This window comes from Ramlibacter sp. GCM10027632 (assembly GCF_042675325.1).
In the GTDB taxonomy this organism is placed as follows: Bacteria; Pseudomonadota; Gammaproteobacteria; order Burkholderiales; family Burkholderiaceae_C; genus Ramlibacter.
In genome coordinates this window covers 293,211-306,098 of the sequence record NZ_JBHTGW010000002.1, presented here as the reverse complement: position 1 = coordinate 306,098, position 12,888 = coordinate 293,211, and the positions used below count along the sequence as shown (strand labels likewise).

Here is a 12,888-nt window from a genome sequence, read left to right as displayed (position 1 = left end):
TGGGCAGTTATAGGAGCGTGCCGCTGCGCAGCGATCACGAGATCCAGAAACCTCGACTATCCTGAAAGGCTCGACCATGAACAAGCTCCTCTCCGCCCTGATCGCCGGCCTCTTCGCTGCGGGCGCATTCGCACAGGCCACGCCGGCCACCCCTGCCAAGCCCGCCACCCCGGCGGCTCCCGCCACGGCGGCGGCACCGGCCACGCCGGCAACGCCTGCCACTCCCGCCGCCGCCGCTTCCGCCAAGGCCGACATGAAGGCCGACGCCAAGAAGGACGGCGATGCCAAGGGCAAGGCCAAGGAGACCAAGGAGGCCAAGGGCAAGGACAAGAAGACGTCCAAGGGCGAGGCCAAGCAGGCCGCTTCCGCGCCCAAGTCCTGAGCCCCGCGCCGGCGCCGCAGTCCGCCGGCCTCCAAGGCCCGCCATCCTCGCGTGGCGGGCCTTTTTCATGCCCGCGCCCAAGCCCTCGCGCGCCGCCGGGCATGACCTCACGCCGATGCCCGTTGCGGTTACGCTAGGGCGTCGATGCCCCACGCCATTCCCCTCATCACCACCCTGGCCGCCGCGTTCGCGCTGGCGCTCGCCCTCGGTTTCGTCGCCGTCCGGCTGAAGCTGCCGGCGCTGGTGGGCTACCTGCTGGCCGGCATCGTGATCGGCCCGGCCACGCCCGGCTTCGTGGCCGACATGCAGGTCGCCTCCGAGCTCGCCGAGATCGGCGTGATGCTGCTGATGTTCGGCGTGGGCCTGCACTTCTCGCTGGCCGACCTGATGGCGGTGCGGCGCATCGCCGTGCCCGGCGCGCTGCTGCAGATCGGCGCCGCCACCGCGATGGGCCTGGCCGCCGGCCTGGCCTGGGGCTGGTCGCCGGGCGAGTCGGTGGTGTTCGGGCTGGCGCTGTCGGTGGCCAGCACCGTGGTCCTGCTCAAGGCGCTGGAGGCGCGCGGCGCGCTCGAGACCGGCAACGGCCGCATCGCCGTCGGCTGGCTGGTGGTGGAGGACCTCGCCATGGTGCTGGTGCTCGTGCTGCTGCCGCCCCTGGCCGGCGTGCTCGGCGGCCACGCCGCCGCCGAGCCAGGGCGGTCGCTGTGGGCCTCGCTGGGCACCACCGTGCTGGCCGTGGCGGGCTTCATCGCCCTCATGCTCGGCGTGGGCCGGCGCGTCTTCCCCTGGCTGCTGTGGCAGGTGGCGCGCACCGGCTCGCGCGAGCTGTTCACGCTGTGCGTGGTCGCCGCGGCGGTGAGCATCGCCTTCGCCTCGGCCCACCTGTTCGGCGTGTCCTTCGCGCTGGGCGCGTTCTTCGCCGGCATGGTGCTGCGCGAGTCGCAGTTCAGCCACCGCGCCGCCGAGGAGAGCCTGCCGCTGCGCGACGCGTTCGCGGTGCTGTTCTTCGTCTCGGTGGGCATGCTGTTCAACCCGATGGTGCTGGTCGACGAGCCGCTGCGGGTGCTGCTGGTGGTGGCCATCATCGTGGTGGGCAAGTCGCTCGCCGCGGCGGCCCTGGTGCTGCTGATGAAGTACCCGCTCAATACCGCCCTGGTGGTGAGCGCCAGCCTGGCGCAGATCGGCGAGTTCTCGTTCATCCTCGCCGGCCTGGGGATGGGCCTGGGCCTGCTGCCCGAGGCGGGCCACAGCCTGGTGCTGGCGGGCGCGCTGATCTCGATGGCGCTGAACCCGCTGCTGTTCTCCGCCATCGGGCCGGCGCAGCGCTGGCTCGGTGAACGCTCGCAGCTGGCGCGGGACCTGGAGCGCCGCGCCGACCCGCTGGCGGAACTGCCGATGTCCACCGACGAGCGCTTCCTCGCCGGCCAGGTGGTCCTGGTGGGCCATGGGCGCGTGGGCCGCGTCATTGCGCAGGTGCTGCGCGAGCAGGGTCTGCCCTTCGTTGTGGTGGACGACAACCGCGAGCAGGTCGAGGCCCTGCGCCGCGACGGGCAGGCCGCCGTGTTCGGCGACGCAGCCCAGCCCGAGACGCTGGTGCAGGCCCACATCGCGCGGGCCCGCCTGCTGGTGGTCGCCACGCAGCGGGCCGCCGACATGCGCCGCATGGTGGACACCGCGCGGGCGCTGAACCCCGGGGTCGCGGTGATCCTCCGCAGCCACAACGAGGAGGAGGCGCAGCAGCTGGCCCGCGACACCGGCGCCACCGTGCTGGTGGGCGAGACCGCACTGGCCCGCGCCATGGCGGCCCAGGTGCTGGCAGGCACGCGGGCGGCCGCGGCGCCGGGAGCCGCGCCATGATCGCAGGCGACGCACCCGCCCGTTCCCGCAGCGTGATCGTGCTCGGCGCGGGCATGGTGGGCACCTGCACCGCGCTGCACCTGGCGCTGCGCGGGCATGCGGTCACGCTGGTGGACCGCCGCGAGCCGGGGCGCGAAACCTCCTACGGCAACGCCGGCATCATCCAGCGCGAGGCGGTGGAGCCCTACCCCTTCCCGCAGGCGTGGGCCCAGGTCGCTCGCGCGGCGTTCAAGCGCGGCGCCGCGGTGAGCTACCACCTGGGCGCGCTGCTGCCGCAGGCCCGCGCCCTCGCCCGCTACTGGGTCAACTCGCGGCCGCAGCGCCATGCCGCGATCTCCCGGGCCTACGCCTGCCTCATCGCGCATGCGCTCACCGAGCACCAGGCGCTGGTGGCCCGCGCCGGCGCCGACGACCTGGTGCGCCGGGAGGGCTTCCGCTTCGTCTTCCGCGAGGCTGCCACGATGCGCGACGCCGTGGCCCACGCGCAGGCGCTGGCCGACCTGCACGGGCTGCGCCTTGCGGTGCTGGACGCCGACGCCCTGGCGCACGCCGAGCCCGGCCTGCGCCTGCGCCTGCCGGGCGGACTGCACTGGCTGGATCCCTGGACGGTGAGCGACCCCGGCGAGCTGGTGGGCGGGCGCTACGCCGGCCTCTTCACCCGCGAGGGCGGCCGCTTCCTGGCAGGGGATGCCGCGACGCTGCGGCCGGCCGGCGCGGGCTGGCGCGTGCGCACCGAGGCGGGCGAGGTGGAGGCCGAGCATGCGGTGATCGCGCTGGGTCCCTGGTCCGACGCGCTGCTGCGGTCCCTGGGCTACCGCTACCCCCTGTTCGTCAAGCGCGGCTACCACCGCCATTACCGCGGCGGCGTCGCGCCGCGCCTGCCCCTGCTCGATGCCGACGCCGGCTACGTGCTGGCGCCCATGGTCCAGGGCGTGCGCCTGACCACCGGCGCCGAGTTCGCCCTGATCGACGCGCCGCCCACGCCGGTGCAGCTCGATCGCGCGCAGGTGCTGGCGCGCCAGCTGTTCGAGCTGCCCGAGCCGGTGGAGGCCCGGCCCTGGCTCGGCGCCCGGCCCTGCACCGGCGACATGCTGCCGGTGATCGGCGCCGCGCCGCGGCACCGCGGCCTGTGGTTCAACTTCGGCCACGCGCACCAGGGCTTCACGCTGGGTCCGGTGAGCGGGCGGCTGCTGTCGGAGCTGATCGAGGGCGAGGCGACGGTGGTCGACCCGGCGCCGTACGCGCCGGCGCGGTTCGGGTGACCCGCGGCCGGTGACGCGCAGGCGTCAGGCCGGCAGCCCCAGCCACCCGGGCAGCCGCGCGCCGAGCGGATGCGCCGCATCCACCAGCGCCTCCAGCACCTCGAAGTGGTTCAGCCCCGCGGCCACCTCGTGCGTCACGGGCAGCCCGGCGGCCTGCACGGCCTGCGCCCAGGCCTGCGCCTGCCAGAGGAACTGCGGGCTCTCCAGCGCGCCGCACACCCCCCGCACCGCAGCCTGCAGCCGGTGCGTGCGGCGCAGCGGGCTCAGCGCCTCCACCGCGGCATCGTCCAGGCGCAGGTAGCGGCTGCGCGCCGAGCGCCGCACCGGCTCCAGCTCGTACAGGCCGCTGCAGCACACGAGGCTGCGCACCGCCCCGGCCGGCAGGCCCGGCTCGCCCGCGCGCGTGGCCGCCAGCGCGGCCAGGTGTGCGCCGGAGGAGTGGCCCACGAGGTGGACGCGGGCCGGGTCGATGCCGAGGACATGCGCCTGTCCGAGCAGCGCGGCGAGGGCACGCACCACCTGGTCGGCCAGCACAGCGAGATCGCCGTCGCGGTCCTGCACCCAGTCGAAGTCCGGGATCGCCACGTGCGCGCCACGGCGCACGAGGGGCTCGGCCACGAAGGCGTAGTCGCGGGCCTTGCCGCTGCGCCACGCGCCGCCGTGGATGAAGGCCACCAGGGGTGCGCCCTGGCCGCCGCAGGAAAAGAAATCCAGCGCCTCGTTCACCCCGGCGCCATAGGCGATGCGCCGGGGCTCGCCCAGGCGCTCCCGGGCGGCCTGGCTGCGCTGCGCATAGCGGGCCAGCACCGCGTGCATGTTCGGCGCCCAGGCGGCCTGGTCGTAGGCGCGGTCCAGGGCCGCCTGGTCCAGGCCCTGCCAGACCCCGGTGGCGCTGGCGTCGACCGTCATGGGCCGAAGCCCTCCAGGCCTTGCGCGAAGTCCGACAAGGCCTGGTTGAAGCGGGCCGGGTCCTCCACGTCGGGCAGGTGGCCGATGCCGGGCCAGGCCTCGAGGCGCGCGTGCGGCAGCGCCTCGCGCAGGAGGTCGGCGTTCTGCTCGCGCGGGTTCACGCGGTCCCGGTCGCCCTGCACCATCAGCACCGGCAGGCGCAGGCGGTCCGCGTGGTCGGGGCTGAAGAAATCGCTGGTGCGGAAGGCCGCGGCGCGCTCGACGCCCTCGGCGCGCAGGCTGCGCGAGATCCGGGTCAGCCAGGCGCGCAGCGCGGGCGAAGCGCCCTCGCCCACCAGGTGGTCCGAGCCGCGGTCGCCGTACTGGTAGCCGCCCAGGCGGATGCGCCGGATGCGGTCCTCATAGGCCTCGCGCCGGGCGGGCTCCAGCGCGCGCTGGCCGATGCCGGTCCCCGTGAGCACGAGGCCGGCGGCGCGCGCCGGGTGGGCGATCGCGAAGGCCTGGGCCACGGCGGACCCGAAGGAGTTGCCCACCACCACGCAGCGAGGGATGGCGAGCGCGTCGAGGAAATCGGCCACCGCCTGGGCGTAGTCCGTCCAGCCGGGCGACTCGGTGCGCAGCGCGTCGCTGAGGCCGTAGCCGGGCGCGTTCCAGGCGACCACGCGCCAGCGCCCGGACAGCCCCGCGAGCTGGAAACGGTAGTAGTCGGCGCAAGCGCCGATGCCATGCAGCATCAGCAGGCAGGGCGCATCGGCGGGGCCGGCCTCGAGGAAGGACCAGCGATCCCCGAGGTAGCGCGATGCGGCGGAGGTGGGAATGCGGGCCAGCTGCAGCTCGGGCAGCGCGGGCCACGCGGGAGGGACGCGGAAAGCGGTCGGTTCGGCGTGCATAGAATCCCCGCGACTCAATACACGAGGAGCATGGAGTGAAACATCGGGGTCGGATCCAGGGCCTGCTGCTGTCGTTGCTCGTCGCGGGCCTGGGCCTTCCGGCCGCCGCGCACGCGGCGGACTGGCCCACGCGCCCGGTGCGGTTGATCGTACCGTACCCCGCCGGCGGCGGCGTCGACGTGCTGGCGCGCGCCCTCGCCCAGCGCCTGCAGGAGACCTGGCAGCAGCCGGTGACGGTGGACAACCGCCCCGGCGCCAACACGGTGGTCGGCACAGAAGCCGCGGCCCGCGCCGGCGACGGCCACAGCCTGCTGTTCACGACCGACGCCACCTTCACCATCAACCCGCACCTGTACGCGAAGCTGCCCTACGACCTGGAGCGCGACTTCGCGCCGGTGACGCGGATGGTGTCTTTCAGCCAGCTGCTGGTCGCGCCCGCCTCGCTGCCGGCCTCCACCCTGCCCGAGCTGGTGGCCCTGGCCCGCAAGTCGCCCGGCCAGCTGGCCTATGCCTCCTACGGCCCGGGCAGCCAGCCGCAGCTCGCCACCGAGACGCTGAAGCAGAAGGCGCGCCTCTACATCGTCCATATCCCGTACCGCGGCATCCCGCAGGCGGTGACGGCGGTGGTCTCGGGCGAGGTGCAGCTCACGTGGGCCGGCATCCCCTCCGCCCGCCCGCACCTGCAGACCCGCCGCATCAAGGCGCTGGCCTATGGCGGCAAGGTGCGCCACCCCGCGCTGCCGGACGTGCCCACCGTCGGCGAGCTCGGCTTCCCCGAGGTGGATGCCAACGTGTGGGTGGGCCTGTTCGCGCCCAAGGCCATGCCGGCCGCCGCGGTGGACCGCATCCACCGCGACGTGACGGCGGTGCTGCGCGAGCCCGGCTTCAAGGAGCGCGAGGTCGATGCCAAGGGCTACGACCTGGTGGCCGGCACGCCGCAGGAGCTGGCGCGCCACATCCGCCAGGAGCTGGCCTCGCGCGCGGGGCCGATCCGCTACTCCGGCGCGAAGGCCGAGTGAGGCGGCGCGGACGGGAAGACCCGTCCGTGACTGCGGCCCGCGGCGTCGGCCGATAGACTGGCCCGCATGAAAGCCGCCTTCTACGACCGCCTCGGCCCCGCGCGCGAGGTGCTGCAAATCGCCGACCTGCCCGATCCCGTGCCCGCCCCGGGCGAGGTGCGCGTGCGCATTCGATGGTCGGGCGTGAACCCCTCCGACGTGAAGTCCCGCGTGGGCCTGCGCAACCCCGTCATGCCCTTCCCGCGCGTGATCCCGCACAGCGACGGCATGGGCGTGGTCGATGCCGTGGGCGACGGCGTGCCGGCCGCGCGCATCGGCCAGCGCGTGTGGCTGTGGAACACCGCCTTCAAGCGCGCGCACGGCACGGCCTGCGAGCGCGTGTGCGTGCCGCAGGCGCAGGCCGTCCTCCTGCCCGACGCGGTGGACGACGAGGTCGGCGCCTGCCTGGGCGTGCCGGCGCTGACCGCGCTGCACGCGGTGCTGATGGATGGCGGCGTCGCCGGCAAGACGGTGCTGGTCTCGGGCGGCGCGGGCGCGGTGGGCCATTACGCGGTGCAGATGGCGAGCCAGCTCGGCGCGGCGCGCGTGATCGCCACCACCAGCAGCGAGGCCAAGGCCGCCCTGGCCCGCGAGGCCGGCGCGGACGACGTGGTGGACTACAAGACCGAGCCCCTGGCCCGGCGCGTGGCCGAACTCACGGGCGGGCGCGGCGTGGACCGCATCATCGAGGTGGACATGGCGGCCAACGCCGCCGCCAACCTAGAGATGCTGCGCACCGGCGGCGAATGCGTGGTCTATGGCAGCGGCGCCACGCCGATGCCGCTGCCCTTCTTCCCCCTGATCCAGAAGAACATCCAGCTGAAGTTCTTCGTGGTCTACAACCTCGCGCCGGCCGACCGCGAGCGCGCCGAGGGCGTGCTGGCGCAAATGCTGGCACGCGGCCGCCTGCAGCACCAGGTGGCGGCGCGCCTGCCGCTGGCGGAGATCGCCGCCGCCCACGAGCAGGTGGAGAGCGGGCGCGTCACCGGCAAGGTGCTGCTGCGGGTGGACTGAACCTCCACCCGACCCGCGTCAGCCGATGCGGGTCTCCAGCGTGCCGATCTGGGGAATCGTGACCTCGATGCGGTCGCCCGCCGCCAGCCACACCGGCGGCGTGCGGAAGGCGCCGATGCCCGCCGGCGTGCCGGTGGCGATCACGTCGCCCGGCTCCAGCGTCATGTACTGGCTGATGTAGGCGATCAGCGTGCGCACCGGGAACAGCATGTCCGCAGTGGTGGCGTGCTGCACCTCCACCCCGTTGACGCGGGTGCTCAGGTCCAGCGCCTGCGGGTCGGGGATGGCGTCGGCCGAAACCAGCACCGGGCCCAGCGGGCAGAAGCCGTCCATGCTCTTGGCGAAGGTGGTCTGCGCCGGGCTGATGTCGAACTGGAACTCGCGCGCGCTCAGGTCATTGAGCAGCGTGTAGCCGGCCACGTGGTCCAGGGCGCGGGCCTCGTCCACCGCGTGGGCGAAGCTGCCGATCACCACGCCCAGCTCGCCCTCGAAGTCGAACTTGGTCACGGGCGGCGGCTTGCGCACCACGGTGCCCGGGTCGGTCACCGAGGAGGGCAGCTTGGAGATGATGCGCGGCTTCTCGAACGGCTGGACGCCGGTCTCCTTGGCATGGTCCGCGTAGTTGCGGCCGATGGCCACCACCTTGCCGGGGCGCGCCACCGGCGCGCGCAAGGTCACGGCGGCCGGGTCGTGGCGCACGGCCTGCGGCGAGGCCAGGCGCTGCGCGATCTGCGGCGCCAGCGCGGCGCGGGCGGCCGGGCCAGCCTGCAGCCAGCGCACCAGGCCGCCGGCCGCGGGCTCGATGCCGCGGACGCGCAGGGCTTGCGCGGCCTCGGTGGGCAGGGCCAGCCCGGCGAGCAGGTCGGTGATGTCGACGATGCGGCCCTCGTGCAGCACGCCGGCGCGGCGGCCCGTGTCGTGGCCGGGGATCTCGAATTGAAGCAGCTTCATGGAGGAAAGGCTCAGGCCAGGGCCGCCGCGCGCTCGCGCGGGCTGCCGTCGGCGTGGAAGAAGCGGGTGGCGGCGACCTGGCAGCGCTTGATGTAGCGGTGCTCGTGCGGCAGGTAGTCGGCCACGGCGTTGTGGATGGTGCCCATGTTGTCCCACATCAGCACGTCGCCCACCTCCCAGTTGTTGGCGTAGCGGAATTCGGGACGCAGCTGGTGCGCGAACAGGAAGGCCAGGGCCTCGTCGCTCTCCTCCTGGGACCAGCCGTCGATGTGCATGGCATAGCCCGGGTTGGCGTAGAGCACCTTCTTGCCGGTGATGGGGTGGGTCAGGAACACGGGGTGCGAGACCGGCGGCTTGGCCGCGCGCTGGGCCTCGGTGAGCGGCGGGCGAGAGCTGCCCCGCTCGCGGCGCATCATCTCCCAGAACTTGTTGAAGTCGTGGGTGGCGGTGCAGCCCTCGAGGCGGTCCTTCCAGGCCTGGGGCAGGGCCTCGTAGGCGGCATGCATGTTGCAGAACTCGGTGTTGCCCAGGGACTTGCCGTCACGGTGCGGGATGACGGTGCCATACAGCACGTTGGTGAAGGCGATCATGCGGCTGTAGGACATGTCGGTGTGCCAGTCCTGGCCGGCGTCGGACAGGCCCAGCGGCTTGCCGTTCTCCACCATGTTCGAGAGGATCATCACCTCCGGCAGGCCCGGCTCCTGGTAGGCATTGGCCACGTTGACCTCCAGCTCGCCGAAGCGGGCCGAGAAGTCGCGCAGCTGGCGCGCGGTGAGCTGTTGCTTGGGGTACTTGAGCACGCCGTGGCGGCCCAGGGCCTCGATCAGGGTGGCCAGGTCGGCGTCGGACAGCGGCTGCGACAGGTCGAGGCCCTCGACGCGGGCGCCCAGCGTGGCGTCGTTCGGGATGATCTGGAAGGTCATGGTGTCTCTCCGTGGAAGGGGAAGGGGGCGGCGCTCGACGCGCCTCTCAGTACGCCTGCTCGAGTAGCGCCAGGATCTCGTGCGGGCCGGCCACACGGCGCGGGTTGAAGTACAGCCCGCGCTCGCCCATGGCCTTCTCGGCGATGCGGGCCAGGGCCTCGCGCGGCACGCCGATGTCGCGCAGCCGCTGCGGCACGCCCAGCGAGCGGCCCAGGCCGCGCACGGCCTCGATGCAGGCGACGGCGTCGGCGCTCGCGGCGCCCAGGGCCAGCGCGGCGCGCTCCAGCGCCGGGGCGACCACGGGCCGGTTGAATTCCAGCGCGTAGGGCAGCATCACCGCATTGGCCTCGCCGTGCGGCACGCCGGTGACCGAGCCGATCACATGGCAGATGGCGTGATGCAGCGCGGTGCGGGCATTGATCATCACCAGCCCCGAGAGGTGGGCGGCGTAGAGCAGGTCGGCGCGGGCGGCCACGTCCTGCGGGTCGCGGCGCACCGCGGGCAGGGCGCGGGCGAAGCGGGCCATCGCGTCGAGCGCCATGGTCTCGCCCAGCGGCGCGCGCTCCAGCGAGTACAGGCCCTCCAGGCAATGCGCCAGGCCGTTCATACCGGTGGAGAGCATCACGCCGGCCGGCACCTCGAGGTTGGCCACCGGGTCCAGCAGCACCACGCGGCTGGCCACCTGGAAATCGGTGAACAGCAGCTTGTGGCCCTCGGGCGTGCGCACGCCCAGGCCGGCCGAGACCTCGGCGCCCGAGGCGGTGCAGGGAATGGTGACGATGGGGACCTTGGGCTTCGTCAGCGAGGGCACGTGCAGCGTGGCTGGCGGCGTGAAGCGGGCCGCGTGGTCCTCCAGGCGGCCGCCCTCCCCCAGCAGGATCGCCACCGCCTTGGCGGTGTCGGAGGCGCTGCCGCCGCCGAAGGCGACGATGCAGTCCACGCCATGCTGCGCGGCGCGCCCGGCCAGGCCGGTGACGAGGTCGGTGGCGGAGTGCGGCGGCACGTCGTCGCCGGCCAGCACCGCCAGGCCCTCGAGCTGGCGCTGCACACGGGCGAAGGTGGCACTGCGGCGGGCGCTGCCGCTGCACACCAGCAGGGGCCGGCTGGCACGCAGCAGGGCCAGCTCGGCGCCCAGCGCGTCGACGGCGCCCTCGCGCAGGATCACGCGCATCAGCGGCAGTCGCTGGACGAAGGGGGCCACGCGCGGGGTCGAAGCGGCGTCACTCATGCGCCGAACTCCAGGTCGGGAAGGAGCTGCTGCTCGAGCAGTTCCCAGCCCTCGCCGCGACGGCGCCACACGCTGGTGACGCGGTTGATCCGGAACAGCGAGGCCACGGCTTCGCCCTCGAGCTGGCGGAAGGCCGTCATGTAGGCCTCCTGGTGCACCACCCCGCCCTCGCCGTGCCAGGCCCAGGCATTGCTCATGACGTGGCGCACGCGCATGCCTGCGGGGCGGGCCTGCAGCGCCTGCAGGATGGCGTCGCGGCCCTCGAGCCAGCGGCCCTGGCGCAGCCAGCGGCCCTGCGGGGCGAAGGCGGCGAGGAGCTCGTCGTAGCGGCGCTCGTCGAGGTGGCTGATGAAGGCGTGGAGGGCTTGGGTGAGTTCGCCCGCGCAGGAGGCAGTCACCAGGGTCGTGGTCATGGCGGGCAGTGTAGGAACGCGCGGCGCGGGCGGGACACGCCGATCGATAATCCGAGGTTTCCAAACAAGAAACCGGAGACCCCCATGGACCGCCTGCGCTGCCTGCAGATCTTCTCGGAGGTTGCGCGCTGCCGCAGCTTCGTGCGCGCGGCCTGGCAGCTCTCGCTGTCCAAGGGCACGGTGACCAAGCACATCGCCTGGCTCGAGGAGAACATGGGCTCCCAGCTGCTCAATCGCAACAGCAAGCAGGTGACCCTGACCGAGGCGGGCGCGCGGGTGCTGGAGGGCGCCCAGGAGATGCTGGAGCGCTACGAACGCCTGGAGTCCGACGTTCGCGATTCGGTGAACCTTCCCCGCGGCAGCATCCGCGTGGGCACGCCGCCGGCCTTCGGCATCCACCACCTCTCGCCGGTGGTGGCGCAGTTCACCGAGCGCTTCCCGGACATCGAGGTCACGGTGGTCCTGGACGACGGCCGCACGCCGGCCGCGGGCGACGCGCTGGACCTCTCGATCCGCATCGCGCCGCAGCTGGACGATGCCAGCTTCATCGCCATCCCGCTGATGAAGGCGCCGCAGGTGCTGGTGGCCTCGCCGGCCTACCTGGCGCGCGCCGGCACGCCGCGCTCGGTGGAGGACCTGCGCCGGCACAACTGCCTGGTCCACACCATCAAGTCGTCAGGGAACATCTGGCACTTCGAGGGCGACACGCCGCGCGACGTGCGGGTGCGCGGCACGCTGCGCTCCAACATCGGCGAGGTCCTGAAGAAGGGCGCGCTCCTGGGTGCGGGCATCGCGCTGCACCCGTACTACATGGTCTCCGAGGAGCTTCGCAGCGGCGCGCTGGCGGTGGTGCTGCCCGGGTACCGCCCGCAGCAGCTGGACATCAGCGTGGTCTTCTCGACCCGCCGCAACATGCCCACCCGGGTGCGGGCGCTGCTGGAGTTCCTCAAGGACTGGGCGGCCCGGCCGCCGGCCTGGGCGCCCGCGGGGGCGACCCAGCCCTGAATCACTCGCCCTTGATGCCGGCGGCCTTGATCAACTGGGCCCAGCGCTCGGCGTCGCCGCGCAGCCAGTCGCGGTACTCGTCGGGGGTGGAGCCCACGACCACGCCGCCCAGGTTCACCAGCTGGTCGCGGATCGCCGGCTTGGCCAGGGCGGTGCGGATCGCGCCGGCCAGCTTCTGCACCGCGGCGGGCGGCGTGCCGGCGGGGGCCATGAAGCCCACCGGGCCGACATAGGCCTCGAAGCCGGGGTAGCCGGCTTCGGCCATGGTGGGCACCGTGGGGTAGTCCGGGTGGCGCGCCGCGGTGGTCACGGCCAGGATGCGGACCTTCTTGTCGGCCACGAAGGCGTTGACGCCGATCATGGGATAGAACATGAAGCTCACGCGGCCCGCCATCACCTCGGTCATCGCGGGCGCGTTGCCGCGGTACGGCACGTGGGTCATCTTCGCGCTGGCGCGCTGCGCCAGCAGCTCGGCGGCCAGGTGGGCGGACCCGCCGGTCCCCGCGGAGCCGTAGCTCACCGAGTCCGGGGCGGCCTTCGCGGCCTTCACCAGGTCGCCCAGCGTCTGGTAAGGCGAGTTGTAGCCCACCACCAAAAGCTGCGGCAGCACCACGGCCAGGCTCACCGGGGCGAAGTTCTTCACCGGGTCGTACTTGACCTTGTCCGGGCTGAGGAGCGCGTTCACGTTGTGCGAGAGCGTGTTCACGATCACGGTGTAGCCGTCGGCCGGCGCGCGCGCCACGCCCTCGGTGGCGATGTTGCCGTTGGCGCCGGCGCGGTTCTCCACCACCACCGGCTGGCCCAGCGTGGCGCTCATGTCCTGGCCGACGACGCGGGCGATCACGTCGGTGGGGCCGCCGGCGGCGTAGCCCACGACCAGCTTGACCGGCCTGCTCGGGAAGGCGTCCTGCGCCATGGCCAGGGGGCCGGCGAGTGCGGCGCCCGCGACGACGAGCGCCTTCACGGCGCGATGGATGCGGTTCATGTCTTGTCTCC

General features: G+C 73.4%; 13 protein-coding genes. 6 read left to right on the top strand and 7 right to left on the bottom strand.

Translation table 11 applies throughout. From position 1 onward, the window contains the following. Nucleotides 1–76 precede the first annotated feature (76 nt). The 3 genes from ACFQZY_RS04845 (at nucleotide 77) to ACFQZY_RS04835 (ending at nucleotide 3,501) form a co-directional block, all read left to right on the top strand. Entirely contained in the window at nucleotides 77–382 is a 306-nt protein-coding gene (locus ACFQZY_RS04845) for a hypothetical protein (RefSeq protein ID WP_377413331.1), read from the top strand. A 144-nt stretch (nucleotides 383–526) separates the two neighbouring features. Continuing rightward, nucleotides 527–2,239: a cation:proton antiporter gene (locus ACFQZY_RS04840; RefSeq protein ID WP_377413329.1), complete on the top strand. Its 1,713-nt coding sequence runs from the start codon at nucleotides 527–529 to the stop codon at nucleotides 2,237–2,239. Beyond that, the gene (locus ACFQZY_RS04835; protein WP_377413327.1) at nucleotides 2,236–3,501 is read left to right on the top strand and encodes an NAD(P)/FAD-dependent oxidoreductase; all 1,266 of its coding nucleotides are present in this window, start codon (nucleotides 2,236–2,238) and stop codon (nucleotides 3,499–3,501) included. Before ACFQZY_RS04840 ends, ACFQZY_RS04835 begins: the two co-directional genes overlap by 4 nt. Nucleotides 3,502–3,525: 24 nt before the next feature. Here ACFQZY_RS04835 and ACFQZY_RS04830 read toward each other — a convergent pair whose 3' ends face one another. Together ACFQZY_RS04830 and ACFQZY_RS04825 are read right to left on the bottom strand one after the other, a co-directional pair. Continuing rightward, complete coding sequence (locus tag ACFQZY_RS04830) at nucleotides 3,526–4,410, bottom strand: alpha/beta hydrolase (protein ID WP_377413324.1); 885 nt, start codon at nucleotides 4,408–4,410, stop codon at nucleotides 3,526–3,528. After that, nucleotides 4,407–5,300 carry an alpha/beta fold hydrolase gene (locus tag ACFQZY_RS04825; RefSeq protein WP_377413321.1) on the bottom strand — a complete coding sequence of 298 codons (894 nt, stop codon included), beginning with the start codon at nucleotides 5,298–5,300 and terminating at the stop codon, nucleotides 4,407–4,409. The genes ACFQZY_RS04830 and ACFQZY_RS04825 overlap by 4 nt, the downstream gene beginning before the upstream one ends. Nucleotides 5,301–5,335: 35 nt before the next feature. Between ACFQZY_RS04825 and ACFQZY_RS04820 the strand changes: the two genes are divergently transcribed. Together ACFQZY_RS04820 and ACFQZY_RS04815 are read left to right on the top strand one after the other, a co-directional pair. Then, nucleotides 5,336–6,319, top strand: a complete 984-nt coding sequence (locus ACFQZY_RS04820) for a Bug family tripartite tricarboxylate transporter substrate binding protein (RefSeq protein WP_377413318.1) — start codon at nucleotides 5,336–5,338, stop codon at nucleotides 6,317–6,319. 66 nt (nucleotides 6,320–6,385) lie between these two features. Next, a complete protein-coding gene (locus tag ACFQZY_RS04815; protein ID WP_377413315.1) occupies nucleotides 6,386–7,372 on the top strand; it encodes an NADPH:quinone reductase in 987 nt (328 codons plus the stop codon). 18 nt (nucleotides 7,373–7,390) lie between these two features. On the opposite strand, the gene ACFQZY_RS04810 is transcribed toward ACFQZY_RS04815, so the two are convergent. From ACFQZY_RS04810 to ACFQZY_RS04795, 4 genes are read right to left on the bottom strand one after another with little or no spacing between them, the layout of a single operon-like run. Continuing rightward, nucleotides 7,391–8,323: a fumarylacetoacetate hydrolase family protein gene (locus ACFQZY_RS04810; RefSeq protein ID WP_377413312.1), complete on the bottom strand. Its 933-nt coding sequence runs from the start codon at nucleotides 8,321–8,323 to the stop codon at nucleotides 7,391–7,393. A gap of 11 nt (nucleotides 8,324–8,334) precedes the next feature. Continuing rightward, nucleotides 8,335–9,246, bottom strand: coding sequence for a TauD/TfdA dioxygenase family protein (locus ACFQZY_RS04805; protein WP_377413310.1), 912 nt, complete (start codon nucleotides 9,244–9,246; stop codon nucleotides 8,335–8,337). A 46-nt stretch (nucleotides 9,247–9,292) separates the two neighbouring features. Continuing rightward, nucleotides 9,293–10,474, bottom strand: a complete 1,182-nt coding sequence (locus ACFQZY_RS04800) for an iron-containing alcohol dehydrogenase family protein (protein WP_377413308.1) — start codon at nucleotides 10,472–10,474, stop codon at nucleotides 9,293–9,295. After that, a complete protein-coding gene (locus ACFQZY_RS04795; RefSeq protein ID WP_377413305.1) occupies nucleotides 10,471–10,887 on the bottom strand; it encodes a nuclear transport factor 2 family protein in 417 nt (138 codons plus the stop codon). The genes ACFQZY_RS04800 and ACFQZY_RS04795 overlap by 4 nt, the downstream gene beginning before the upstream one ends. An 84-nt stretch (nucleotides 10,888–10,971) precedes the next feature. Between ACFQZY_RS04795 and ACFQZY_RS04790 the strand changes: the two genes are divergently transcribed. After that, a complete protein-coding gene (locus ACFQZY_RS04790) occupies nucleotides 10,972–11,892 on the top strand; it encodes a LysR family transcriptional regulator (RefSeq protein WP_377413303.1) in 921 nt (306 codons plus the stop codon). 1 nt (nucleotide 11,893) lies between these two features. On the opposite strand, the gene ACFQZY_RS04785 is transcribed toward ACFQZY_RS04790, so the two are convergent. Next, the gene (locus ACFQZY_RS04785) at nucleotides 11,894–12,877 is read right to left on the bottom strand and encodes a Bug family tripartite tricarboxylate transporter substrate binding protein (protein ID WP_377413301.1); all 984 of its coding nucleotides are present in this window, start codon (nucleotides 12,875–12,877) and stop codon (nucleotides 11,894–11,896) included. Nucleotides 12,878–12,888 lie beyond the last annotated feature (11 nt).